At 76.3% G+C, this 23,804-nt stretch carries 21 protein-coding genes; 9 read left to right on the top strand and 12 right to left on the bottom strand.

All coding sequences use genetic code 11. From position 1 onward, the window contains the following. Positions 1-15: 15 nt before the first annotated feature. The 6 genes from ACI79F_RS22080 to ACI79F_RS22055 form a co-directional block, all read right to left on the bottom strand. Positions 16-1,635, bottom strand: a complete 1,620-nt coding sequence (locus ACI79F_RS22080) for a methyl-accepting chemotaxis protein (protein WP_456545040.1) — start codon at positions 1,633-1,635, stop codon at positions 16-18. Positions 1,636-1,744: 109 nt separating this feature from the next. Further along, positions 1,745-2,548 (bottom strand): Cof-type HAD-IIB family hydrolase, encoded by an 804-nt coding sequence (locus tag ACI79F_RS22075; protein ID WP_456545041.1) that lies wholly within the window; start codon positions 2,546-2,548, stop codon positions 1,745-1,747. Continuing rightward, a complete protein-coding gene (locus tag ACI79F_RS22070; protein WP_456545042.1) occupies positions 2,541-3,464 on the bottom strand; it encodes an HAD family hydrolase in 924 nt (307 codons plus the stop codon). The genes ACI79F_RS22075 and ACI79F_RS22070 overlap by 8 nt, the downstream gene beginning before the upstream one ends. Next, positions 3,461-4,756, bottom strand: a complete 1,296-nt coding sequence (serS, locus tag ACI79F_RS22065) for a serine--tRNA ligase (RefSeq protein WP_456545043.1) — start codon at positions 4,754-4,756, stop codon at positions 3,461-3,463. Before serS ends, ACI79F_RS22070 begins: the two co-directional genes overlap by 4 nt. Positions 4,757-4,795: 39 nt before the next feature. Then, complete coding sequence (locus tag ACI79F_RS22060; protein ID WP_456545044.1) at positions 4,796-5,260, bottom strand: MarR family winged helix-turn-helix transcriptional regulator; 465 nt, start codon at positions 5,258-5,260, stop codon at positions 4,796-4,798. Further along, positions 5,257-5,631 (bottom strand): cupin domain-containing protein, encoded by a 375-nt coding sequence (locus ACI79F_RS22055; protein ID WP_456545045.1) that lies wholly within the window; start codon positions 5,629-5,631, stop codon positions 5,257-5,259. Before ACI79F_RS22055 ends, ACI79F_RS22060 begins: the two co-directional genes overlap by 4 nt. Before the next feature lie 225 nt (positions 5,632-5,856). Here ACI79F_RS22055 and ACI79F_RS22050 point away from each other — a divergent pair, with 225 nt between their 5' ends. The 3 genes from ACI79F_RS22050 to ACI79F_RS22040 all read left to right on the top strand — a co-directional run bounded on the left by ACI79F_RS22050 (position 5,857) and on the right by ACI79F_RS22040 (position 8,068). Then, the gene (locus ACI79F_RS22050) at positions 5,857-7,284 is read left to right on the top strand and encodes a GuaB1 family IMP dehydrogenase-related protein (protein ID WP_456545046.1); all 1,428 of its coding nucleotides are present in this window, start codon (positions 5,857-5,859) and stop codon (positions 7,282-7,284) included. A 10-nt stretch (positions 7,285-7,294) separates the two neighbouring features. Beyond that, positions 7,295-7,642, top strand: a complete 348-nt coding sequence (locus ACI79F_RS22045) for a metallopeptidase family protein (protein ID WP_456545047.1) — start codon at positions 7,295-7,297, stop codon at positions 7,640-7,642. An 84-nt stretch (positions 7,643-7,726) separates the two neighbouring features. After that, complete coding sequence (locus tag ACI79F_RS22040) at positions 7,727-8,068, top strand: GroES family chaperonin (protein WP_456578945.1); 342 nt, start codon at positions 7,727-7,729, stop codon at positions 8,066-8,068. Positions 8,069-8,074: 6 nt separating this feature from the next. Here ACI79F_RS22040 and ACI79F_RS22035 read toward each other — a convergent pair whose 3' ends face one another. Beyond that, entirely contained in the window at positions 8,075-8,557 is a 483-nt protein-coding gene (locus ACI79F_RS22035) for a MarR family winged helix-turn-helix transcriptional regulator (RefSeq protein WP_456545049.1), read from the bottom strand. A gap of 83 nt (positions 8,558-8,640) precedes the next feature. On the opposite strand from ACI79F_RS22035, the gene ACI79F_RS22030 reads away from it, so the two are divergent. Both ACI79F_RS22030 and ACI79F_RS22025 read left to right on the top strand, forming a co-directional pair. Next, on the top strand, positions 8,641-10,722 hold the full coding sequence (locus tag ACI79F_RS22030) for an MMPL family transporter (protein ID WP_456545050.1): 2,082 nt from the start codon (positions 8,641-8,643) through the stop codon (positions 10,720-10,722). A gap of 45 nt (positions 10,723-10,767) precedes the next feature. After that, a complete protein-coding gene (locus ACI79F_RS22025; protein ID WP_456545051.1) occupies positions 10,768-11,658 on the top strand; it encodes a ketopantoate reductase family protein in 891 nt (296 codons plus the stop codon). On the opposite strand, the gene pheA is transcribed toward ACI79F_RS22025, so the two are convergent. Next, positions 11,655-12,611 (bottom strand): prephenate dehydratase, encoded by a 957-nt coding sequence (gene pheA / locus ACI79F_RS22020; protein ID WP_456545052.1) that lies wholly within the window; start codon positions 12,609-12,611, stop codon positions 11,655-11,657. The two genes, ACI79F_RS22025 and pheA, sit on opposite strands and share 4 nt — an antisense overlap. A 105-nt stretch (positions 12,612-12,716) precedes the next feature. Between pheA and ACI79F_RS22015 the strand changes: the two genes are divergently transcribed. Together ACI79F_RS22015 and ACI79F_RS22010 are read left to right on the top strand one after the other, a co-directional pair. Then, positions 12,717-14,363, top strand: a complete 1,647-nt coding sequence (locus ACI79F_RS22015) for a diguanylate cyclase (protein ID WP_456545053.1) — start codon at positions 12,717-12,719, stop codon at positions 14,361-14,363. A 113-nt stretch (positions 14,364-14,476) separates the two neighbouring features. After that, a complete protein-coding gene (locus tag ACI79F_RS22010; RefSeq protein WP_456545054.1) occupies positions 14,477-17,083 on the top strand; it encodes a diguanylate cyclase domain-containing protein in 2,607 nt (868 codons plus the stop codon). 142 nt (positions 17,084-17,225) lie between these two features. On the opposite strand, the gene ACI79F_RS22005 is transcribed toward ACI79F_RS22010, so the two are convergent. Beyond that, positions 17,226-18,320, bottom strand: coding sequence for an MFS transporter (locus ACI79F_RS22005; RefSeq protein ID WP_456578947.1), 1,095 nt, complete (start codon positions 18,318-18,320; stop codon positions 17,226-17,228). Between the two features lie 232 nt (positions 18,321-18,552). On the opposite strand from ACI79F_RS22005, the gene ACI79F_RS22000 reads away from it, so the two are divergent. Then, positions 18,553-18,780 carry a hypothetical protein gene (locus tag ACI79F_RS22000; RefSeq protein ID WP_456545055.1) on the top strand — a complete coding sequence of 76 codons (228 nt, stop codon included), beginning with the start codon at positions 18,553-18,555 and terminating at the stop codon, positions 18,778-18,780. A 13-nt stretch (positions 18,781-18,793) separates the two neighbouring features. Here ACI79F_RS22000 and ACI79F_RS21995 read toward each other — a convergent pair whose 3' ends face one another. The 3 genes from ACI79F_RS21995 to ACI79F_RS21985 form a co-directional block, all read right to left on the bottom strand. After that, positions 18,794-19,381 carry a TMEM165/GDT1 family protein gene (locus ACI79F_RS21995; RefSeq protein WP_456545056.1) on the bottom strand — a complete coding sequence of 196 codons (588 nt, stop codon included), beginning with the start codon at positions 19,379-19,381 and terminating at the stop codon, positions 18,794-18,796. A 254-nt stretch (positions 19,382-19,635) separates the two neighbouring features. Beyond that, on the bottom strand, positions 19,636-19,881 hold the full coding sequence (locus tag ACI79F_RS21990) for a hypothetical protein (RefSeq protein ID WP_456545057.1): 246 nt from the start codon (positions 19,879-19,881) through the stop codon (positions 19,636-19,638). A gap of 5 nt (positions 19,882-19,886) precedes the next feature. Beyond that, positions 19,887-21,746, bottom strand: coding sequence for a sigma-54-dependent Fis family transcriptional regulator (locus ACI79F_RS21985; protein ID WP_456545058.1), 1,860 nt, complete (start codon positions 21,744-21,746; stop codon positions 19,887-19,889). A 322-nt stretch (positions 21,747-22,068) separates the two neighbouring features. Between ACI79F_RS21985 and ACI79F_RS21980 the strand changes: the two genes are divergently transcribed. Further along, complete coding sequence (locus ACI79F_RS21980; protein WP_456545059.1) at positions 22,069-23,721, top strand: hypothetical protein; 1,653 nt, start codon at positions 22,069-22,071, stop codon at positions 23,719-23,721. Positions 23,722-23,804 lie beyond the last annotated feature (83 nt).

The following is a 23,804-nucleotide window of genomic DNA, read 5'->3' as shown; positions in this document are numbered from 1 at the left end:
CGTCGTCGCGTGCGGCTAGACCGCGAAGCGGGCGATCGCCTGCTGCAGGTCGTCGCTCATCCGCGCCAGCTCGGCGGCGGCGCGCTGGGCGTCCTCGACGCGGGAGTTGGTCTCCTGCGTGCCGGCGGCGAGCCCGGAGATGGCGTCGGCGATCTGCTGCGAGCCGTTGGCCGCCTCCGCCACGTTCCGGTTCATCTCGTTGGTGGTCGCGGTCTGCTCCTCGACCGCCGCGGCGATCGTGGCCTGGAAGTCGTTGATCTCCCCGATCACCGAGCTGATCTGGCCGATGGCCTCGACGGCCCCGGCGGTGTCGGCCTGGATGGCCTCGACGCGGCGGGAGATGTCCTCGGTCGCCCGCGCGGTCTCCTGCGCCAGCTCCTTGACCTCGCTGGCCACCACCGCGAAGCCCTTGCCCGCCTCGCCGGCCCGGGCGGCCTCGATGGTGGCGTTGAGCGCGAGCAGGTTGGTCTGCTCGGCGATGCCGTTGATCAGCTTCACGACCGTGGCGATCTCCTGCGAGGAGTCGCCGAGCTTGCCCACGGTGCGGGTGGTGGTCTCCGCGACGGTCACCGCCTGCCCGGCGACCCGCGCCGCCTGGGTGGCGTTGGTGGCGATCTCGCGGATCGCGGACTCCATCTGCGACGAGCCGGCCGCGACGGTGTCGACGCTGGAGGCGACGTCCCCGGCGGAGGCCACGACGGCGTCGGCCTGGCCGGCCGCGGTGCGGGCGTTGTCGGCGATCGCGCCGGAGGCGGCGCTCAGCTTGCCCGAGGCGCCGGCCAGCCGCTGGGCGGAGTCGCCGACCAGGTGCAGCACCGCGCCGAGCGAGTCCAGCGTGTGGTCCAGCGACTGCGCGACCTCGCCGAGCTCGCCGCCGCCGGTCCGCCCGGCGCGCACCCGCAGGTCCCCGCCGGCGACCTGGGCCAGCACCTGGCGGATCCGCTGCACGGGCAGGGTCACGCTGCGGGCCACCAGCAGCGCCAGCACGACCGCCACCAGCAGGCCGGCGACGATGATCACCACGGTCACGGTGCGCGCGGAGGTGTAGGCGTCGCGGGCCTCCTCGGTCACGGCGACGGCGTGCGCGGCGGCCGCGTCGGACGCGACGACCAGCGACTCCTCGATGATCGACTCCTGCTCGTCCAGGGTCTGCACGAGCTGGCCGAGCTGCGCCGGCGCGAGGGTGGTCGCCCCCTGCTGCAGCTGGGCGAGCGTGGTCAGGTAGATCGCGACCGCCGCCTGGAAGTCGCCGAACGCCGTCCGGGCCTCGGCCGACAGCGGCATGGCCTCGACGGCCTCCATGTCGGCGGTCAGGCGCTCACCGATCTCCCCGACGTTCTGCCCGGCGCGGGCGATGCTCTCCGGCGGCAGGGTGGGGATGTTGGCCCGCGCGGTGTTCGCGGCCAGCTCCCACCAGTCCACCTGCAGCCGGCGCAGGCCGTCGAGCGGCTGCGCGCCGTCGGAGTGGACCTCGGCGGCCTTGGCGTCGAGGGTCGCCATCCGGGTGATGCCGAAGACGCCGACCCCCAGGGTGGTCAGGGCGACGACCAGGACCGCGCCGAGCACCCGGCTGCGCAGTCCCCATCCCCCGGTCCGCTGCGTGCTCCCCGTGTCGACCGACTGCGCGGCATCCATGCCCGGCAACTCCCACCTGTGCTCGACCGCGGCTCCTCCGCGGCCCCGACGGCAGGAGTGTCGGCAGCCGCCCGCCGGCCTTGAGCCGAGACGGATCCGTCCGGTGGGGTCAGAGCGCGGCGAGGAACGCGGCCACGCCGTCCTCCTCGTTGGTCCCGGTGACGTCCGTGGCGACGGCGAGCAGGTCGGGGTGGGCGTGGGCCATCGCGACCGCCCGGCCGCCGCCGGCCCGCACCCACTCGAAGACGGCGATGTCGTTGGGCATGTCACCGAAGACGACGACGTCGGCCGGGTCGACCCCGTGCTGCCCGGCGACCTTGGCCAGGCCGCTGGCCTTGGTGACGCCGGGGGCGGAGATCTCGGCGAGGGCGTCGTCGGAGGAGTTGGTCACGGTGGCCCGGCAGCCGGCGACCCGCTCGACCAGCGCGACGAACTCGTCCCGCGGCAGCGACTCGTGCCGGGCCAGCAGCTTGGCGGCGGGGGCGGCGACCATCTCGTCGAGGGTGGCCACGGCGACGCCGGGCGCGTCGAGGTCCCACCGCGGCTGGTAGACGGGCTCGTGCCGGAACTCCAGCCCGTACTCGACCGCGAACCAGGTGTCGGGCTGTACCCGCCGCAGCTCCGCCGTGACGTCCTGCAGGACGTCGGGGTGCAGCGCGTCCTCGTCGAGGATGGTGAAGCTCTCCAGGTCCAGCAGCACGGCGCCGTTGCAGCAGACCGCCGTGCCGTGCCGCAGCTGCTCGCGGATGCGCACCATCCAGCGCGGCGGCCGGCCGGTCGCCAGCACGACGGGGACGCCGCCGGCGCGCCAGCGCTCCAGCTCGGCGACCGTCTCCGGGCTGACGGTGTCGTCGCCGCGCAGCAGGGTGCCGTCCATGTCGCTGGCGATGAGCCGCGGCCGCCAGTCAGACACCGGCGGCCCCCGTCCCGAACAGCGCCTCCAGGTACCGGGCGACGCCCTCGGCGTCGTGCCCGCTGGTCCGGTGCTGGGCCGCGGCGCGCACCGCGGGGTGGGCGTTGGCGACGGCGACGGAGCGGCCGCCGGCCTCGGTGACCGCGGTGATCATCGGCAGGTCGTTGGGCATGTCGCCGAAGACGAGGACGTCGCCCAGGCCGACGCCGTAGCGCTCCAGGGCGACCGCCAGCCCGGTGGCCTTGGTGATGCCCGGCGGCAGCACCTCGATGAAGCCCAACCCGGCGTGGGTCAGCTCGGCGTCGCGGGGGTCCACCACCGAGCGGGCGCGGGCCAGCAGCTCGTCCTGGCCGAGGGAGGCCGAGCGGAGGAACACCTTGAGCACGGCCCCGGGCGGCAGCACCTGGTGGCGGGGCAGCAGGTGCGCGGGCTCGGGATAGGGCCACTCGAAGCCGTGCTGCACCCGCAGCTGGGTGTGCACCTCGCCCTGCTCGGCGGCGTCCTCGACGGCGACGACGAGCTCCCCCGCGACGTCCTCGATCCGCTCGATGACCGCCTGGGCGCGGTCGCGGGGCAAGCCGACGGTGCGCAGCACCTCGTCGCGCTCCAGGTCGACGACGAACCCGCCCTGGGCGAGGACGGCGATCCCCCGCCCGTCGAGTGCGACCCGGACGCTGTCGAGCAGCCGCGGCCCGCGGCCGGTCACGCCGACGACGGGCACGCCCGCGGCCCAGCAGCCCTCCAGCGCGGCGCGGGTGCGGGGCGTGACCAGGGAGTCGCCGTCGAGCAGGGTGCCGTCGAGGTCGGTGGCGACCAGCTTCGGCCGCCACGGCCCGAGGTCGCCCAGCTCGACGACCTCGTCGTACCCGTCGAGCACGCCGTGCGCCCGCACGGGTCCGGCCGGTCCCGAGGTCATGGCACCGGCACCGGCGCGGCCAGCGTCATCCCGGGGGTGAGCACCTCGTGGCCGCCGAGCCAGGGCCGCAGCGCCGCGGGCACGTGCACCGAGCCGTCGGCGCGCTGGTGCACCTCCAGCAGGCAGGCGATGGTGCGGGCGATCGCGCACAGGGTGCCGTTCAGCGTGGCCGCGGTCTGCGGCTTCCCGTCGGCGTCCCGGTAGCGGATGGCCAGCCGGCGGGCCTGGAAGGTGGTGCAGTCCGAGGTGCTGGTCAGCTCGCGGTAGGTGCCCTGGCTGGGGAACCAGGCCTCGATGTCGAACTTGCGCGCGGCGGACGTGCCCAGGTCGCCGGCCGCGATGTCGACCACCCGGTAGGGCAGCTCCAGGGCCTGGAGGAACTCCTCCTCCCAGGCCAGCAGCCGGCGGTGCTCCTCGGCGGCCTCCTCGGGCCGGCAGAAGCTGAACATCTCGACCTTGTCGAACCAGTGCACGCGGATGATGCCGCGGGTGTCCTTGCCGTAGGAGCCGGCCTCGCGGCGGAAGCAGGACGACCAGCCGGCGTAGCGGCGCGGGCCGCCGGACAGGTCCAGCACCTCGTTGGAGTGCATGCCGGCGAGCGCGACCTCGGAGGTGCCGACCAGGTACAGGTCGTCGCGCTCGACGCGGTAGACCTCCTCGTCGTGCTCGCCGAGGAAGCCGGTGCCCTCCATGGCCTCGGGGCGGACCAGCGCCGGGGCCACGACCGGGGTGAAGCCGGCGGCCACGGCCCGGCTGATCGCCAGCTGGGCGAGGGCGAACTCGAGCAGCGCGCCCGGGCCGGTGAGGAAGTAGAAGCGGGCACCGGAGACCTTGGCGCCGCGCTCCATGTCGATGGCGCCGAGGGCCTCGCCGATCTCCAGGTGGTCGCGCACGGGGAAGTCGTAGGCGGGCACCTCGCCGACGGTGCGCAGGAGAACGGCGTCGTCCTCCCCGCCGGGCGGGACGTCGTCGTGCACCACGTTGGCGATCCGCAGGTGCGCCTCGCGCAGGGCGGCGTCGGCCGCGCGCTGCGCCTCCTCGGCCTCCTTGACCTGCGCGGCCAGCGCCTTGGCCCGCTCCAGGACGGCGGGGCGCTCCTCCGGCGTGGCCTTCTTCACCGCCTGCGAGGCCGACTTCTGCTCGGCGCGCAGGTCGTCGGCCCGCTTGACCGCCTCGCGACGGGTGGCGTCGGCGGCGAGCAGGTCGTCGACGCGGGACTCGTCGGCCCCCCGGGCGCGCTGGCTGGCACGGACGACGTCGGGGTGCTCGCGCACGAGTCGCAGGTCGATCACCAGCCGATCGTAGGTGCCGGGCTGCGCGGGGCCCGGCACTCAGTCGCCGACCACCCGGACGGCGGGCAGCACGCCGCCGGCGGCGCTGCGCACGACGGCGGTCAGGTCGTCGCGCAGCGCGGCCAGCCGCTGCTCGCCGATCGCCTCCGCCCAGCCGCCCTCCAGCTCGGCCCAGACCTCCTCCACCTCGGCGAGCAGCGCGTGCCCCCGCCGGGACAGGGCGACCCGCTTGGCCCGCGCGTCGCCGGGGTGGGCCGCCCGCTCGGCGTAGCCGGCCGCGACCATCGCGTCGACCAGCTTGGACACCGCCTGCTTGCTCGTGCCGAGGGTGGCGGGGAGGGCCCGCAGGTCGACCGGGCCGCTGCGCAGGGCCAGGAGGACGAAGCCGAACGCCGGCCGGACGTCGGTCCACCCGCGGTCGGCCAGCCGCCGGTGCAGGTCGTCCACCAGCAGCCGGTAGGCCATGGCGAACAGCCGCGCGAGCGGGACCGGCGGCTCGCTCACCGGGCCCACGGCGGCGTGAACGGCTCACCGTCGGCCAGCTGCGCCTGCCCGCCGACGGGCAGGCAGCACACCGCGCGCAGGGCGTCCCGCCCTGCGGCGGAGAGGGCGAACGGCACGCCCGGGGGGACGACGATCGTGTCACCGGGCCCCGCCGCGGACGACTCCCCGTCCAGCCACACCTCGGCCCGGCCGGCGAGCACGACGAACACCTCCTCGCGGGTGAGCGTGTGCGGGGCGCCGACCTCCCCCGGCGCGAGCTCGACGGTCCAGACACTCGTCTCGGCCGAGCCGCGGGACGGCGTGGCCAGCGACGTGAAGCGGGCGCCGGCCAGCTCGTGGGTCGGCGCGGGCGGAGCGGGGACGACGGGCATGACGACCTCCACGGTCAACCAGGTTGACGATCGGTGCGTCGAGCATGCTCCGCCCGCGACGATCGGTCAACCACGTTGACGACCGTCCGGGTGAGCCGCCCGGGCCGGGCAGACCCGCATCGCCGCCCCCTGATCCGGGGCACGACGCGGCTCCACGGTCGCCGGCCCGGCTCCACCCTCGCCGCGAACGGATCCGGCGAGGGCGCGGTGCGGGACAATGGACCCATGCGGTTCCTGCAGCGACCCTCGCACGACCTCACCTACGCCGACGTGTTCATGGTGCCCAACCACTCCACCGTGGGCTCCCGGCTCGAGGTCGACCTGACCACGCCGGACCGGGTGGGGACGACGATCCCGGTCGTGGTGGCCAACATGACCGCCATCTCCGGCCGGCGGATGGCCGAGACCACCGCCCGGCGCGGCGGGCTGGCCGTGATCCCGCAGGACATCCCGGTCGACGTGGTCTCCGAGGTCATCAGCTGGGTCAAGTCCCGCCACCCGGTCTACGACACCCCGATCACGCTGGCGTCGACGTCGACCGTCGGCGAGGCGCTGTCGCTGCTCACCAAGCGCGCGCACGGGATCGTCGTGGTCGTCGAGGGCGGCAGCCCGGTCGGCGTGGTGACCGACGGCGCCTGCCAGGGCGTGGACCGCTTCACCCAGCTGTCGGAGGTCATGGCCCGCGACCCGCTGACCATCCAGGCCGGCACCGACCTGCCGAAGATCTTCGACGTCCTGTCCGACGAGCGGGTCAGCGCCGCCCCGGTGGTCGAGGGCGACCGGCTGGTCGGCGTGATCACCCGCAAGGGCGCGCTGCGCTCGGCGCTGTACCAGCCGGCGGTCGGGCAGCACGGGCAGCTGCTCACCTCGGCCGCGGTCGGCATCAACGGCGACGTCGCCGGCAAGGCCGGCGCGCTGCTGGCGGCCGGCGTGGACGTGCTCGTCGTCGACACCGCGCACGGCCACCAGGAGAAGGCGGTCGAGGCCGTGCGCGCCGTCCGGTCGGTGGCCGGGCCGGTGCCCGTGGTGGCCGGGAACGTGGTCACCGCCGGCGGCACCCGGGACCTGATCGAGGCCGGCGCCGACGTCGTCAAGGTCGGCGTCGGGCCGGGCGCCATGTGCACCACCCGGATGATGACCGGCGTCGGCCGGCCGCAGTTCTCCGCGGTCGAGGAGTGCGCGGCGGCCGCCCGCGAGCTGGGCAAGCACGTGTGGGCCGACGGCGGCGTGCGCCACCCCCGCGACGTCGCGCTGGCCCTGGCCGCGGGCGCGGCCAACGTGATGGTCGGCTCCTGGTTCGCCGGCACCTACGAGAGCGCCGGCGACATCCACGACGACGGCAACGGCCGGCTCTACAAGGAGTCCTTCGGCATGGCCTCGGCCCGCGCGGTCAAGGCCCGGACCTCGGCGCAGAGCGGCTTCGAGCGCGCCCGCGCCGGGCTGTTCGAGGAGGGCATCAGCTCCTCCCGGATGTACCTCGACCCCGCCCGCCCCGGCGTGGAGGACCTGATCGACCAGATCGTCGCCGGGGTGCGGTCGTCCTGCACCTACGCGGGCGCCCGCACGGTCGACGAGCTGCACGAGCGCGCCGTCCTGGGGGTGCAGAGCGCGGCCGGCTACGAGGAGGGCCGGCCGCTGCCGACCAGCTGGTGAGGGCCTGCGGGTGAGGGCACTGCCGCAGGAGCGCTTCGAGGAACTGGTCGCCGACGCGCTCGACGAGGTGCCGGCCGAGCTCATGCGCCTGCTGGACAACGTCGTCGTCCTGGTGGAGGACCGCGACCCCGAGGAGCCCGACCTGCTCGGCCTCTACGTCGGGGTGTCGCTGACCGAGCGCGGCTGGCAGTACGGGGGCGAGCTGCCCGACCGGATCATGATCTACCGCGAGGCCATCTGCGACGTCTGCGAGACCGAGGACGACGTGGTGGAGGAGGTCACGATCACCGTCGTCCACGAGATCGCCCACCACTTCGGCATCGACGACGACCGCCTGCACCAGCTCGGCTGGTCGTAGCCCTCGACGAGATCTGCACACTCGTCACCATCAGCGGCTGATGGTGACGAGTGTGCAGATCTCGCGGAGGAGGGCCCGCGTAACGTGATCGCCGTGGCCGAGGTCAAGAGCAGTGGGCTGCCGATCAAGATGCTGCACGACCGGGTGCTGGTCTCCCTGCGCAAGGAGGACGGCGAGCGCCGCTCCACCGGCGGCATCCTGATCCCGGCCACAGCCCAGGTCGCCAAGCGGCTGGTGTGGGGCGAGGCCCGCGGCATCGGCAACAGCGTCCGCCAGGTGAAGGTCGGCGACCAGGTGCTGTTCTCCCCCGAGGACCAGCACGAGGTCGAGGTGCACGGCGAGGACCTGGTCATCCTGCGCGAGCGCGACGTGCACGCCGTCGCCGCCGAGCGCATCGACGACGCCAACACCGGCCTCTACCTCTGAGCCGCGTCAGCCCGAGTCGCCCGTGCGCGCGTGCCGCGCGACCACCTCGGTCATGTCGGTGAGGAACCGGGCGACGACGCCGATCTCCTCGTCGGTGTAGCCGCGCATCGCCTCGACGAGGTCGGCGGCGAGCCCGCCGAAGTGCTCCCCGCCGGCGGCCAGCGCCTCCTCGGTCATCTCGAGCACGACGCGGCGCCGGTCCTGCGGGTCGCGGACGCGGCGCAGGTGCCCGGCCCGCTCCAGCCGGTCGACCAGGGCGGTGACCGACGCCGAGCGCAGGTCCACCGCGGCGCCCAGCCCGCCGGCGGTGAGCGCCTCCCCGCGGCGGGCGGCGTCCATGACCGCCACCAGCGCGCGGACGTCGGTGCGGCCCAGCCGGTGGTCCAGCGCGAAGCGCTGGCCGACCGCGTCGAGCTCCACGTTGAGCCGGCGCAGCAGCAGCCCCACCTCACGCCGCGCCGCCGTCGCGGCCTCGCTCCCGCTCTCCATCGCACCCCCGTCCGGTTGGCCGATCCTGCCGCACCGCGATAACCTCTCGATCGTCGAGATTATCGCCTATCGAGGGACCCGCCGTGTCGCGCAGGACCGCCCGCTGGCTGCTGCCGGCCCTCGTCGTGCTCGCCTGGCTCGCGCTGTCGGCGCCGCTGGGCTCCCTCGGCGGCCGGCTCGGCGACGTCCAGACCAACGACTCCGCCGCCTTCCTCCCCGACAGCGCCGACTCGACGCGGGTCAGCGAGCTGCTGCGGGAGTTCGACACCGAGCGCTCCCTGCCCGTCGTCCTGCTGTGGGAGTCCGACGACGGCCCGCTCGACCCCGCCGCCCTCGCCGAGGTCACCGCCCGGGTCGACGAGGCGGTCGCGCTGGCCGACGAGGCCGGCGCGCTCAACGGCGCACCCTCCCCGCCCCTGCCGTCCGAGGACGGCGAGGCGGTCCAGGCCGTCCTCCCGTTCAGCCCCGACCTCGGCGAGGCGCTGGCCGGCGTGGTCGAGGACCTGCGCGCCCTGCCCGGGGTGGACGGGACGACGGCCTACGTCACCGGCCCCGGCGCCCTGTTCAACGACTTCGCCGAGGGGTTCTCCGGCATCGACGGGCTGCTGCTGCTCGCCGCGTTCGGCGTGGTGCTGCTCATCCTGCTGGTCGTCTACCGCAGCCCGCTGCTGCCGCTGCTGGTCATCGGCACGGCGGGCCTCGCGCTGACCGCCACCCTGGCGGTCGCCTACCTGCTGGCCGACCGCGGGTGGATCGAGGTCAACGGGCAGAGCCAGGGCATCGCCTCGATCCTCGTCGTCGGCGCGGCGACCGACTACGGCCTGCTGCTGGTCGCCCGGTACCGGGAGGAGCTGCGCCGGGAGGAGTCCCGGTTCACCGCCATGCGCGCGGCGCTGCGGCAGTCGTGGGAGCCGATCGCCGCCTCCGGGGCCACCGTCGTCCTGGGGGTGGCCTGCCTGCTCTTCTCCGACCTGGGCAGCAACCGCGCCCTGGGTCCGATCTCGGCCGTCGGCATCGCGCTGGCCGTGCTCGCCGCGCTGACCCTCCTGCCCGCGGTCCTGGCGCTGCTCGGCCGGGCGGCCTTCTGGCCGTTCCGGCCCCGGTACGGCAGCGAGCAGGCCCACGGCCGGGGCTGGGAGCGGATCGCCGAGGTGGTCGGCCGACGGCCGGGCCGGGCGCTGCTGGGCAGCGCCGGCCTGCTGGTGGTGCTGGCGGCCTTCGTCCCGGCGTTCGACGCCGACGGGATCCCGCTGTCGGAGGCGGTCCGCGGCGGGTCGCCGTCCGGCGAGGGGCAGGTCGCCCTCGCCCGGCACTACGACGCCGGGTCGGCCACGCCGGCGACCATCGTCACCCCGGCCGGGGACTGGCCGGCCGTCGCCGACGCCGCCGCCGCGGTGGACGGCGTCGCGGCCGTCGCCCCCTGGGCCGGGGACGGCCCGCCCGACCCGCAGGCCGCCCCGGTGGAGGTCGACGGCCTGGTCCGGCTCGACGCCACGCTCGCCGACGCCGCCGACAGCACGCGGGCGCAGGAGACCGTGGCGGACCTGCGGGAGGCCGTGCGCGCGGTCGACCCGGACGCGCTGGTCGGCGGCCCGACGGCGCAGGACCTCGACACCCAGGAGACCGCCGCCCGCGACCTGGCGGTGATCGTGCCGCTGGTCCTGCTGGTGGTCACCGTCGTGCTGGCGGTGCTGCTGCGCGCACTGGTCGCCCCGGTGCTGCTGGTGGCGACCACCGTGCTCAGCACCGCCGCCACGCTCGGCCTCGGCGCCCTGGTGTTCGACCCGCTGCTCGGCTTCCCCGGCAGCGACCCGCAGGTGCTGCTCATCGGGTTCGTCTTCCTGGTCGCCCTCGGCATCGACTACACGATCTTCCTGATGACCCGGGCCCGGGAGGAGTCCGCGCGGCACGGGACGCGGGAGGGCGTGCTGCGCGCGCTCGCCGTCACCGGCGGGGTGATCACCAGCGCCGGGCTGGTCCTGGCGGCCACGTTCGGCGCGCTCACCGTGCTGCCGCTGGTGATCCTCATCCAGCTGGGCTTCCTGGTCGGCGCGGGCGTCCTGATCGACACCTTCGTCGTCCGCACGCTCGTGGTGCCGGCCGCCGTACGGCTGCTCGGCGACCGCGTCTGGTGGCCCGGCCGGCCGGGGCGCGTCCGGCACTGAGCGGCGGCCTTGCCCCCGGCCCGGCGGCGGGCCAGGGTCGGGCGCATGGCTCCCGGGCGGCCGCTGCGCGTCGCGGTGCTGGGCCCCGGCGGGGTCGGCGGCCTGCTGGCCGTGCTGCTGGCCGGCGGCGGGTCCGACGTGCTGTGCCTGGCCCCGCCGGCGACGGCCGCGCACCTGGACCGCGCCGGCCTGCGGCTGGTCAGCGCCCGCTTCGGCGACCGGACGGCGGCCGTGCGCGGGGCCACGGCGCTGACCGGGGCCGTCGACGTCTGCCTGGTCACCACCAAGGCCACGCAGCTGGCGGCGGCGCTGGACCGGGTGCCCGCCGACGTCCTGGGCGGGGCGCTGCTGGTGCCGCTGCTCAACGGGCTGGAGCACGTGGACCTGCTGCGGGCCCGCTACCCGGACGCCCGGACCGTCGCCGGCAGCATCCGCGTCTCGGCCGCCCGCACCGCCCCCGGGGTCGTCGAGCACAGCGGCTCGCTGGCCGAGGTGGCGCTGGGGCCGGATGCCGAGGTCCTGGCCGGGGCGCTGCGGCCGACCGGGATCGACGTCGTCGTCCGGCCGGGCGAGCGCGCGCTGCTGTGGGCCAAGCTGGTCTTCCTGGCGCCGCTGGCGCTGACCACGACGGCGCTGGGCGCCCCGATCGGCGCGGTGCGGGAGCGGCGCCCCGACCAGCTCGCCGCCGTGGTCGCCGAGGTGGCGGCCGTCGCCGGCGCGGACGGCGCCGGCACCGACCCGGAGGCCACCCTCGGCGCGCTGCGGGCCCTGCCGGCGGACACCCGCTCGTCGATGGAGCGCGACGCCGCTGCGGGCAACCCGACCGAGCTCGAGGCGATCGGCGGCGCGGTGCTGCGGGTGGCCGAGCGGCGGGGGGTCGCCGTCCCGGAGACGGCGCGGGTCGTCGCCGACCTGCGGGCCCGCCTGGGCGGCTAGGGCCGGCCGGCGCGGACCCCGGCCAGCCAGGCCTCCGCGTCGGTGAACGCCGCGTCCGTCGCCTCCTCGGCGACCGGCCGGTTCTCCCGGTCGTCGGCGCGCGGGTAGGAGCCCAGGAAGCGGACGTCCTCGCAGACCCGGTGCAGCGCGGCCAGCGCCTCCCCCACCCGGGCCTCGGCGACGTGCCCCTCGCAGTCCAGGGAGAAGGAGTAGACCCAGCGCCGCGAGCGGGTGGGGCGGGACTCGATGCGGGTCAGGCTGATCCCCCGGACGGCGAACTCGCGCAGCACCTCCAGCAGCGCCCCGGTGCGGTCGGCGACGACGGCCACCAGCGAGGTCTTGTCGTTGCCGGTGGGCGCGGGCAGCGGCCCGGGCGGGGCGACCACGACGAAGCGGGTGACCGCGCCGCGGTGGTCGGCGATGTCCTCGGCGATCGGCACCAGCCCGTACCGCGCGGCGGCGATCGGCGCGCAGACGGCGGCGTCGTACCGGCCCGCGGCGACCGCCTCCGCCGAGCCGGCCGTCGAGGTCTCCGGCTGCGGGGCCAGGCCCGGCAGGTGGGTGCCGAGCCAGCGGGCGGTCTGCGCCAGCGCGTGCGGGTGGCTGGCCACCGAGCGGACGTCGTCCAGGGTGGTCCCCGGGCGGCCGGCCAGCACGAACGTCGGCTCGAGGAAGACCTCGCGGGTGATCAGCAGCGGGTCGCCGTCGGCCAGGCCGTCCATCGTGGCCGGCACCGAGCCCTCGATGCTGTTCTCGAACGGCACCAGCGCGGCGTCCACCTCGCCGGCCCGGACGGCGGCCAGCGCGGCGGCCACGGTGGGCCGCGGCGAGCGGGGGGCGTCGTCCCCGACGGCCCTGCTCAGCGCCGCCTCGGCGAAGGTACCCTCGGGGCCGAGGTAGGCGTACCTCGTCGGGAAGGTGCTGGTGGGCTGCGTGCTGCCGGGCGCGGACACCCGACGAGGGTAGTGCGGGCGGGGTGGACGGGACGTCACCCCGGGGGAACCGCCGCGCCACCGGCCGCTGCGGCCGGCCCGCCAGCGCACCGAGTGGAGGGATGCGTGACACCCGGCACCATCCGCGTCACGGAGGGTGATCTGGATGCTGCGCTGTGGCGTCTCCTGGCCGCCGGTGACCGGGTCGACCCCCTCGCGTTCGCCCGGGAGCACGACGACGCCGCCGACCTGCTCGCCGCCGCGACCGACCCGGCCTGGGTGGCCTGGCGGCACGCGTTCGACGCCCGCCGGGCGCTGATCGACGCCGACGTCGACGCGGCCACCGCGGCCACGGGCGCGGCCCGGACGGCGCTGGGCGGCTGCGCCCCCTCGGCCCGGACGGCGCTCACCCTCGCCTACCTGGCCCACGTCGAGGCCACCGCCGACCACGTGGACGCCGCGATGCTGCTGGCCGTCGACGCCAGCCTGCTGGCCGAGGCCTCCGGCGGGGGCGCGGGCCGGGCGCGGCACCAGGCCCACCTGTGGCTGTCGCTGACCCTCGGCGCCCTGGACCTCGAGCAGCTCGCGGTGGACCAGGCGCTGCAGGGCTCGCGGGTCGCGGCCGGCCTGCCCGACCTCGGCGACCGGTGGCAGCTGCTGCGGCTGTGCGCCCAGCAGCACGTGGAGCTGGCGCAGACCCAGTGCCGGCGCGGCGAGGACGAGCGCGCCGCCGAGCTGGCCGAGGTCGCGATCGCCTGCGCCACCGAGGCCCGCGCCCTGGAGTGGGAGGCCGACCCGGCCGACGCCGACCTGCTCGACGTCGTCCAGGCGTGGGCCATGGCCTGCGCCGGCGACCGCGAGGGCGCGCTGGGCCCGCTGCGCCGGGCGCACCGGCGGGTGCACCGCGACGGCGGCGTCTGGCTGCGCGGCTACACCGACCTGGTGCTCGCCCGGCTGCTGGCCCGCCTGTCCGCCGACCGCGCCGGCGGCGGCCACGCCGAGGAGGCCACCGACCTGCTGGTCGACGCCGCCGGGGCCTTCGCCGCGACCGGCGACCGGCGCCGCTACCGCCAGTGCCTGCTCGAGCTCGGCCAGGCCACCGCCGCCCAGGGCCGGCCAGCCGAGGCGCTGCACTGGCTGGAGGCCTACCGCGGCGAGGCCGGTCGCGCGCACGCCCGCAGCCGGGAGCTGTGGGCGGAGATGTTCGTCCGGCGCAGCCGGCTGCGCGAGGCCGAGCGGCAGGCCGCCGTCCTGCGCACCTACGCCCTGCAGGACCCGCTCACCGGCCTGGGCAACCGGCGCAGCGCCGAGCGACGGCTGGGCAGCATGCCGCTGGGCCAGGCGCCGCTGTCGCTGGCCGTCGTCGACGTCGACCGGTTCAAGGAGGTCAACGACGACACCTCGCACTCGCACGGCGACGAGGTGCTGCGGCGGGTGGCCGACCTGCTGCGCGAGCACTGCCGCACCGGCGACGAGGTGTACCGGTGGGCCGGCGACGAGTTCCTCGTCGTGCTGCCCGAGGCCACCGAGAGCCAGGCGCTGCTGGCGATGGAGCGGCTGCGGGCCGCCGTCGCCGACGCCGACTGGGGCGACCTGCAGCTGCCCGAGCCGGTGACGGTGAGCATCGGCGTCGCCACCGCCCCGCCCGACCCGGAGCAGGCGGCGGTGCCGTCGGGCTGGCGCTCCCTGTTCGACACGGCCGACCTGCACCTGTTCAGCGCCAAGCGGGGCGGCCGCAACCGGGTGCGGGCGCCCGGCGGTGAGAACGCATGACCACCTCCCCCCGCTGGGGCGCCTGTGACGAAACGGACGACGCCCCGCCCACCGCCCGGCGCGCCCCCCGGCCGGTGCGTGACAGCCCGGACGACGCGGTGCACAGTGCGCTCGTGCCACCGGGAGCCCTGCACCACCGGGTGACCGCTGCCCTCTCCGACTGGCGGCTCGACGACGCCGAGGAGCTGCTCGCCGACGTCGGGGGCGACCCCTCCCCCTACGCCGCGCCCACCGTCCCCGCGGCCGACGCCGACGCCGCTCTCGGCCGCGCCTGGGCGGACACCCTCCGCGCCGAGCTGCTCGTCCGCCGGCTGCGCATGGCCGGCTTCACCCTCGTCGGCGACCCCGTCGAGCCGCTGCCCGGCGAGCCGCCGGTCGCCCCGCTGGACCTGCACGCCGGGGTGGCCGGCCTGCTCGACCGCCCGGCCGGCGACGGCGACGCGCAGGCCGAGCCGGCCGCTCGCGCCGCGCTGGCGATCGCGCTGGTCCGCTCGGCGAAGGCCGCCTTCGAGGCCAGCGACGACGACCTGCAGCGGGCCGCCGGTCTGGCCCGCCACGCGCGGATCGAGCTGCTCTCGCGCCGGATCGACGCGGCGATGGACGAGGCCGTCGAGGCCGCCAGCCTGCTGGACCCCGCGCTGCCGCCCTCCCCGCTGCTCGTCGACACGCTCGCCACCCTGGCCGGCGTGCTGGCCGACCTGGAGCTCATGCCGCTGGCGCTGGACTACCAGCGCCGCGCACACGAGACCGCGCTGGCCGCCGCGGCCGCGCCGGAGGCGCCCGACCCGGCCGACGGCGGGGGCGGCGAGGTGCTGGTCGCCCGCGCCGCGACCCGGCTCGGTGAGCTGAGCGCGGAGCTGGGCGAGGGGCTGCTCGACGACGGCGTGCCCGACTCCGCCGGGCCGCACTTCGCCGAGGCCCGCCGGCTGGCCGAGGAGGCGCTGGCGCTGCTGCCGCCGGAGGCCGGCGAGGCGGTCGTGGCCGCGCAGATCGTGCACGGCTGGGCGCTGGTCGGGCTCGGCGAGCACGCCGCCGCGGCCGGGCCGCTGCGCGCCGCCGTCCGGATCACCAGCGCCACCGGCGACCGGGCGCTGCTGGCCGCCGCGCTCCTCGCGCTGGGCCGCGCGCTGCGCCGACAGGGCGACGGCCGCGGCGCCGACGAGCAGCTGGCCCGGGCGCTGGCGCTCGCCACCGAGCACGGGCTGCCCCGGCTGCGCCGCGCGGCGCTGCGCGAGCTGTGCACGCTGCACGCCGAGCTCGACGACGCCGGCCGGGCGCTGCCCTACCTGCAGGCCTACCTCGCCGACGAGCTCGACCGGGTCGACGAGCGGCGCACCCGCTGGGTGGAGCTGTTCGGCCGGCGCAAGAGCCTGCTGGAGACCGAGCGCGCCGCCGGGCAGCTGCGCCGGCAGGCCTACGAGGACCCGCTGACCCACCTGCCCAACCGCCGCTACGCCGAGGCCCGCCTCGACGGGCTGCTCAGCGCCGGGACCACGCCCGCGCTGGCCGTCGTCGACGTCGACCACTTCAAGTCGATCAACGACGCGATCGGGCACCCCGGCGGCGACGCCGTGCTGCGCGTCGTCGGCGACCTGCTCATCGAGGGCTGCCGCGACACCGACGAGGTGTGCCGCTGGGCCGGGGACGAGTTCGTCGTCCTGCTGCCCGAGACCACCGCCGAACAGGCCGAGCGGGCGCTGGAGCGGATCCGCCGGGCGGTCGCCGCGCACGACTGGACGGCGCTCGGGCTGCGGCGCCCGGTGACGATCAGCGTGGGCATCGCCTCGGCGACCCGCGGCGACGACCGGCGCACCCTGTTCGCTGCCGCCGACGGGGTGCTCTACGACGCCAAGCGCTCCGGCCGCGACCGCGTCGTCCGGCTGTCGGCGGTCACCCAGCGGACCGGCGGCCCGCTGGACGCGCCGGCCGACCCCGCGCCGGCCGAGCCCGCCCCGGCCGAGCCGCCCGCAGCCCCCGCCGCGGCGGTCTCCGGCGGCTTCGCGCCGCTGCTGCTCGAGCCCACGGCCGCCGACGTCCCGCTGAGCGCCCCGCGCCCGGACCAGCCGGCGCCGCCGGTGCCCGCGCCGGTCCCCGAGCGCGGCCCCGAGCCCGACGTGGTGTGGGCCTCCGGGCGCAGCACCGAGCAGGTGCTGGCGCTGGTCCGCGAGGCGCGCGGGGAGCACCCCGACCGGCCGGCGGTCGTCGTCCGGGCCGCGGCCGAGACGCTCGTGGCGCTGGCCGGCGAGCACGACGGGGCCACCACCGTGGACGCCGCCGCGATGTCGGCCGCGGTCGGCCCGCTGCCGGAGCCGCGTGGCCGGGTCGTCGTCCTCTCCGCCGGCGGCGGCGACGCCGCGGTGGCCGCCGAGGCCGCGTTCGCCGCGCGGGTCACCGGCACCGACGTCGTCCGCGTCGCCGACGTCGGCGGCTCCCGGATGTACCGCGGCCTGCCCGACCCGGCGGTGCTCGCCGACGCCGACTGCCTCGTCGTCGTGGCCGGGCTCGACGCCTCCCTGGCCGGGCTGGTGGCGGCGACCACCGACGTCCCGGTCGTCGCGGTGCCGACCTCGACGGGGCAGCCCGGCTCGTTCGGCGGCTTCGGCGCGCTGCTCACCATGCTCAACTCCGCCACCCCGGGCGTGGTGGTGAGCAACATCGACAACGGCCACGCGGCCGGCGTCTTCGCCGCCCGCATCGCCCGGAGGACGGCCGCCCGCTAGGGCGGTCGTGCCCGGTGGCGGGCCCGGAGGGTCCCCGCCGGGTGCGACATCAGCGGCCCGGCCCGGGTCGGGGACGGCACCTGGCCGCGGTGCGGTCCGGGAGGACCGCGGTGTCGTCGCGACCCTCCGGGCCCGCCGCCGGTCACGGCACCTGCCTCGACCTCATCCCCCGGCCGACCAGCGGGACGGCGGCCAGCATCACCGCGGCGACCGCGAGCGCGCCGCCGACCGCCCAGGCCGCGAACACCACCAGCGCCGCCAGCTCCAGGCCCACCCCTGCCAGCGAGGTCAGCGTCGCCCGGTAGCGGCCGGTGATCCGCTCCTGCAGCCGCGTCTCGCCGACCACCAGCACGGCGAGGTAGAGCCCGTAGGACGCCGCGAGCAGCGTGATCGCCGCGGGCGACGCCCAGAGCGCGGCCCCCGCCAGCAGCGCGGCCGCCGCGGCCAGCAGCGCGGGCAGCGCGGCGCTGGGCAGCCGGGCGGCGCGCCCGCCGAGGCCCGCGCCCAGCGCTCCCGCCATCGACACCGCCAGCACCGCGGCCGGGACCGCCGGCTCGGGCACGCCCCAGTCCCCGGCCATGACCGGCAGGTACTCCTCGACCGCGTCCAGGCCGCCGAGCACCGCGACGGCGACGACGACCAGCCGCAGCCCGGGCCGGCGCAGCGCCTCGCCCACCGCGCGGCGCAGCGGCACGCCCGCGCCGTCGCCGTCCCCGTCGGCCACCGGCGGCGCGGACGGGAAGCGCAGCGCCAGCGCCGCGGCGGCCAGGCAGACGGCCACGCTGGCCCAGCCGACCAGCGCGTAGCCGCCGGCCGCGAACAGCACGGTGGCCAGGACCGTCGTCGGCACCTGGACCAGCAGCTCGGCCGCCGTCGTCCAGCCGTGCACGCGGGCGAACGCCCCCTCCGCCCCGCGCGCGGCCAGGCCGTCGTAGACCACGGCCTCCGCGGTGCCGGAGACCAGCGCGCCGGCGACCCCCCAGACGACGAAGCCGGCGGCGAACGACGCGGGGGTGGGCACCGCCGTCCACAGGGCGAACGCCACGGCCTCCAGCACGCCGGAGAGCACCAGCGCGCCGCGCCGCGACCAGCGGTCGGCCAGCACCCCGGCGGGCACCTCGGCCAGGAAGGCGGTGACCGACCACAGCGCGAACAGCCCGGAGACCTGCGCCTGCGTCAGCCCCGTGTCGAGGAACAGCAGCGCGTACAGCGGGTAGTACGGCACGAGCCCGGCCAGGGCGGTCCAGCCGACGGCGAGGCGCGCCAGGGGCCGGGCGGCGGCCGGCAGCGGGGCCGGCCGGGTGCGGGACCGGTGTCAACGGAACGGCATGCCGCGGACCGTACCGGGGCCCGGCGGCGGGCGTCGCCCTCTTTCCGGCTGGCCCCCCGGGGCCACAGGATGGCCCGAGCGGCCCCGTGCCGCGGGCACACCAGGACACGTCCCGAGTCGCTCCCCCGCAGGAGGTGCCATGCCCGCCCTGTCGCCGGCCATCGTGTGCCGGACCGTCGTCGTCCTCGCGTTCCTCGTCCCGCTGGCCGCCGCCGGCACGTCCGCCGGCGCGGCCGCCGGGCTCGCCCTGGCGCTGGTCGCGCTGTGGCTGGCCCCGCTGCTCGTCGCCCGGCCGGTCGCGCGCCGCCCGGTCGAGGCGCCGGCCGCCGGCCTGGTGCTCGAGCCGGCCGAGACGGGGGCGGGCTGACGGCCCGGCGGGGTCAGGTGAGCTCGGCGACCGCCTCGATCGCCAGGGCGATGCCGAACACGAAGAAGAGGGCCGCGGCGCCGTAGGCGATGGCCTTCTCCGGCAGCCGCTTGCCCAGCGCCCGGCCGACGACGATGGCCAGCGCGTCGGCGGCGACCATGCCCAGCGTCGAGCCGACCCAGGTGCCGAACCAGCCGTAGTCGGTGGCCAGGGTGATCGTGGCGAGCATCGTCTTGTCGCCCAGCTCGGCGAGGAAGAACGCGGTGCCGACGGCGATGACGGCCGACCGCACCGCGCGGCTGGCCTTGAGCTGCTCCTCCTCGGTCAGCGTGTCCCCGTGCAGCGTCCAGACGCCGAAGGCGACGAAGGCGACGGCGGCGGCGAGGTTGATCCAGCCGGTGGGCAGCGTCGTGCCGAGGCCGTAGCCGATGCCGACCGACACCAGGTGGACCACCGCGGTGGCGACCGTGATCCCGATGAGGACCGGCCAGACGCGGAAGCGGGTCGCGAAGGTCAGGGCCATGAGCTGGGACTTGTCGCCCAGCTCGGCCACGAAGATGACGCCGAAGGAGACGAGGGTGCTGACGAAGACGGCGTCCACAGGACGGTAGGGCCTCTCTGGTCCGGCCGGGGCGGGGTGCGAGACCTCGACCCGGCAGCATGCTGCCTGGGTCGAAGGTCTCGCCCGCCTCGCCGGAGCGGGGCCGCGCGGCCGGACCGGCCGGACGAACCGGCTCGGTCAGTGTGTCGACCGCGACATTGGGGGCTACTCCCCTTCGCTGGTCCCGCACACTACCCGCTCGCCGCGGGATCGTCGCCCTGTACGGCCGGTGACCGTGGGCACAGCCGCCGCGGTCACCGGAGCGGGTCGGGCGGCTCCGGCGGGCCGGGGTCCTCCCCGGCGACGGCGGGGCGGGGGAGCAGCCGCAGGCGCCGGCCCGTCCTGGCCGCGGCCGCCACGGGCGCCGCCCACACCGCGGCCAGCGCCAGGCCGAGCCAGACGGCGGCGCCGGCCGGCTCCCCGGCCACCGCCAGCGCGACGAGGTAGACCGCCACGACGAGCGTGCGGCACGCGGTCGGGACCACCGGCAGTCGCGCCATGCCGCTCACCGCCCCGTCCCCGACGAGGCGGGCACCGGCACCGAGATCCCGTAGTCGCGGATCTTGCGGTAGATCGTCGCGCGGGACATCGACAGCCGCCGCGCCGCCTCGACCTTGCTGCCCCGGCTGTCCAGCAGCGCCTCGACGATGGCGTCGCACTCCAGGTTCTCCAGCGGCGTCAGCACCCGCCGCGTCTGCGTCCGGCACTCCGGCGGCAGGTCGGCCGGCTCGATCACCCCGGCCCGCCGGCGGGCGAGGACCTTGCGCAGGACGTCGACCAGCTGGGCGACGTTGCCCGGCCAGCGGTTGTGCGTGAACACCCGCAGGACCTCCGGCGAGCAGGTGGGCGGCGTCCCCTGCGCGAGCCGGGCCAGCAGGTGCGGCACCAGCTCGGCGACGTCCTCCACGTGGTGGCGCAGCGGCGGGACCGCGACGGTGCGCGGGAAGTGGGGCAGCAGCGCCGCGGCGTCCAGCAGCTCCTGGCCCGTGCCGGCCACGGTCACCGCGACCCACGGCCGGTGCGGGTCGGCCGCGTCGCCGTACGGTTCGAGCACGTCGGGCAGCTCCTCCAGGACCGCGCGCGGCAGCCGGTCGACGTCGGCCAGCACCACCGTCCCGGCCCCGGACGCCAGCTCCTCGGCGACCTCGGCGAGCCAGCGCGCCCCCGAGGGGTCGGGCTCGACCACGGCGAGGGGGCCGGGGCGGCCGGCGTGCGCGGCGCGGGCGAGGCTGCGGCGGCCCGACCCCGGCTCGCCCTCCAGGACCAGCCACTCCCCGGCCTCCACCGCGCGCTCCACCGCCTGCACGCAGCGCGACCACACGGCGCTGGAGCCGGCGACCACCCGGCCGGTGGCGGGCCGGCGGGCCCGCACCGGCGGCCGGTCGGCGCGCGGGGCGGCGTCGACCAGCACGACGTCCAGGACGCCGCCGACGACACCGCCGTCGCCCAGCGTGGGCCGGCAGTGCACGCGGGCCGACCGGCCGCCGGGCAGGTCGACGACGAGCGGCCGCCACCGCCCGCCGGCCATGGCCTCGCCCGCCTCGGCCAGCAGGGCCTCCCGCTCGGCGGGGTCCAGCATCTCCCGGGCGCGGTCGTTCATCATCAGCAGGTCCTCGCCCACGGCCAGCACCGGGCCGCGGCTGCGCCGGCAGGCGACCAGGTAGTCGTTGAGGACGGCGAGCTCGCGCCGGCCCGCCTCGGCGAGCAGCGCCTGCTCGATCCGCCGGCCCAGGGTGCCGGCCGTGGCGACCAGCAGCGGGCCGGCGTCGCGCCGCCAGCAGGTGAGGTCGATGACCCCGAGCACCTTGCCCGACACCGGGTGCCGCACCGGCACGCCGGCGCAGGCCAGCTCCTCCAGCCGCTCCACGTAGTGCTCGGCGCCGAACACGTGCGCCGGGCCGCGGGCCTCCAGCGCGGTGCCGATGCCGTTGGTGCCCACGAACCGCTCGGCGTAGCTGAACCCCGGCGCCAGCCAGATCCGGTCCAGGTGCTGCTCGAGGCCGGAGTCACCGGTCAGCCGGCTGCGCACCACGCCGTCGGCGTCGCACAGGATGATGCTCACCGGCTCGGCCGCCAGCAGGTCCGCGACGTCGCCCAGCACCGGCCCCGCGGCCCGGGTGAGCAGGCTCTGCTCGCGCAGGTCCAGCTCGAAGGGCAGCTCCAGCCGGTCGGGGCGGACCTGCCAGGCGCGCGAGCGGGTCCACGAGGCGAGGATCGGCTCCCGGACCACGCCGGGGACGACGGCCTCCCGGTCGAGGAACGAGCTCCGGGCACGGGCGACGTCCGCCGTCCCGCCGGCGTCGGGTTCGCCGGCCGGCCGGCCGCGCGGGCGTCGAGGTGGGCTCAGGTCGTCCGACACCGCCATGCCCGTGGCCTCCCTCTGGCTCGAGGAGTCGGGTCCGCGCGGGTGACGGGGGCGTCGGTCCGCCACCCCCGCCGCGACCACCCTAGGGAACTCCACCCTAGGGAGGGGCGAATCGGTGAACGTCTCATATTGAGACCGCCGAGGCCGCGGCCAGCGAGTGTGATCCCTGACACGAGGCACCCGGACCGCGCGTACCGGGCGCCGCGTGCACGTGACCTCGGCACCCCCGCGCCGCCGAGGTCGCCGAACCGGAGACCGACCGGCCCCGCCGTCACCGGCGGAGGCCCCCGAGCCCACCCGACCACCACCGCGAGGAGACGACGTGAGTCGGCAGAGTCTGGCCAAGGCGCACCAGAAGATTCAGGAGCTGGCCTGGGAGCCCCAGTACCACGAGCCCTACATGAAGTACGGCACCGACTACACCTTCCGGAAGGCGCAGAAGAAGGACCCGCTCAAGCAGGTCCTCCGCTCGTACTTCCCGATGGAGGAGGAGAAGGACAACCGCGTCTACGGGGCCCAGGACGGCGCGATCCGCGGGAACATGTTCCGCCAGGTGCAGGAGCGCTGGCTGGAGTGGCAGAAGCTGTTCCTGTCGATCATCCCGCTGCCGGAGATCTCGGCGGCCCGCTCCATGCCGATGCTGTTCCACACCGTGCCCAACCCGGAGCTGCACAACGGCCAGGCGATCCAGATGATCGACGAGGTCCGCCACTCGACGATCCAGCAGAACCTCAAGCGCCTGTACATGAACAACTACATCGACCCGGCGGGCTTCAACAACAGCCTGCGGAACTTCCACAACGACTACTGCGGCACCATCGGCCGGCAGTTCGCGGAGGGGTTCATCACCGGGGACGCCATCACCGCGGCGAGCATCTACCTGACGATCGTGGCGGAGACCGCGTTCACGAACACGCTGTTCGTGGCGATGCCGGCCGAGGCGGCGGCCAACGGCGACTACCTGCTGCCCACGGTGTTCCACTCGGTGCAGTCCGACGAGTCGCGGCACATCTCCAACGGCTACGCCACCCTGCTGATGGCGCTGTCCGACGAGGGCAACCGCCAGCTGCTCGAGCGCGACCTGCGCTACGCCTGGTGGAACAACCACGCGGTGGTCGACGCCGCGATCGGCACGTTCATCGAGTACGGCACCAAGGACCGCCGCAAGGACCGCGAGTCCTACGCCGAGATGTGGCGCCGCTGGATCTACGACGACTACTACCGCAGCTACCTCGTCCCGCTGGAGAAGTACGGGCTGACGGTGCCGCACGACCTGGTGGAGGAGGCCTGGAACCGGATCTGGAACAAGGGCTACGTCCACGAGGTCGCCCAGTTCTTCGCCACCGGCTGGCTGGCGAACTACTGGCGGATCGACCCGATGACCGACGAGGACTTCGAGTGGTTCGAGTACAAGTACCCGGGCTGGTACGACAAGTACGGGAAGTGGTGGGAGAACTACGCCCGGCTGTCGCGGCCCAACGGCCACCACCCGATCGTCGCCGAGGACGTCGACTACGTGTACCCGCAGCGCTGCTGGGTCTGCATGGTGCCCTGCCTCATCCGTGAGGACATGTGCACGGCCGAGGTCGACGGCCACCACTACACCTACTGCAGCGAGACCTGCCGCTGGACCCACGTCGAGGCCTTCGCGCCCACCTACCAGGGCCGCGAGACGCCGAACATGGGCCGGCTCATCGGGCACCGCGAGTGGGAGACGCTCTACCACGGCTGGAACTGGGCCGACGTGGTCGAGGACATGGGCTTCGTCCGGGACGACGGCAAGACCATGACCGCGCAGCCGCACCTGGACCTGGACCCGAAGAAGATGTGGACGCTGGACCACCTGCGCCGCATGGGCCCGCTGCTGAGCCCCAACGTGCTGTTCAACGAGATGACCGACGAGCAGCGCGCGGCCTACGTCGCCGACTACAACCGGCAGGGCCCGGCCGGCCGTCCGGCCCCTCAGAGCGCCTGAGCGCGGGTCAGGCGAGGGGGAGGGCCGGGCGCCGCCCGACCCTCCCCCGCCGGTAAGGACCCCGTCCTCCTCGTCCCTCGCAG

This window comes from Blastococcus sp. SYSU D00868, from assembly GCF_054050575.1.
The sequence above is the reverse complement of the archived record's forward strand: the minus strand, read 5'-3'. Positions and strand labels throughout refer to the sequence as shown.

What these genes read in the sequence shown, in the direction of transcription:
- ACI79F_RS22000 (WP_456545055.1), top strand. Translation starts at nt 18,553, where the DNA reads ATGCCCGCCCTGTCGCCGGCCATCGTGTGCCGGACCGTCGTCGTCCTC.
- ACI79F_RS22050 (WP_456545046.1), top strand. Translation starts at nt 5,857, where the DNA reads ATGCGGTTCCTGCAGCGACCCTCGCACGACCTCACCTACGCCGACGTG.
- ACI79F_RS21990 (WP_456545057.1), bottom strand. Translation starts at nt 19,881, where the DNA reads ATGGCGCGACTGCCGGTGGTCCCGACCGCGTGCCGCACGCTCGTCGTG.
- ACI79F_RS22080 (WP_456545040.1), bottom strand. Translation starts at nt 1,635, where the DNA reads ATGGATGCCGCGCAGTCGGTCGACACGGGGAGCACGCAGCGGACCGGG.
- ACI79F_RS21985 (WP_456545058.1), bottom strand. Translation starts at nt 21,746, where the DNA reads ATGGCGGTGTCGGACGACCTGAGCCCACCTCGACGCCCGCGCGGCCGG.
- ACI79F_RS22025 (WP_456545051.1), top strand. Translation starts at nt 10,768, where the DNA reads ATGGCTCCCGGGCGGCCGCTGCGCGTCGCGGTGCTGGGCCCCGGCGGG.
- ACI79F_RS22055 (WP_456545045.1), bottom strand. Translation starts at nt 5,631, where the DNA reads ATGCCCGTCGTCCCCGCTCCGCCCGCGCCGACCCACGAGCTGGCCGGC.
- ACI79F_RS22070 (WP_456545042.1), bottom strand. Translation starts at nt 3,464, where the DNA reads ATGACCTCGGGACCGGCCGGACCCGTGCGGGCGCACGGCGTGCTCGAC.
- ACI79F_RS22035 (WP_456545049.1), bottom strand. Translation starts at nt 8,557, where the DNA reads ATGGAGAGCGGGAGCGAGGCCGCGACGGCGGCGCGGCGTGAGGTGGGG.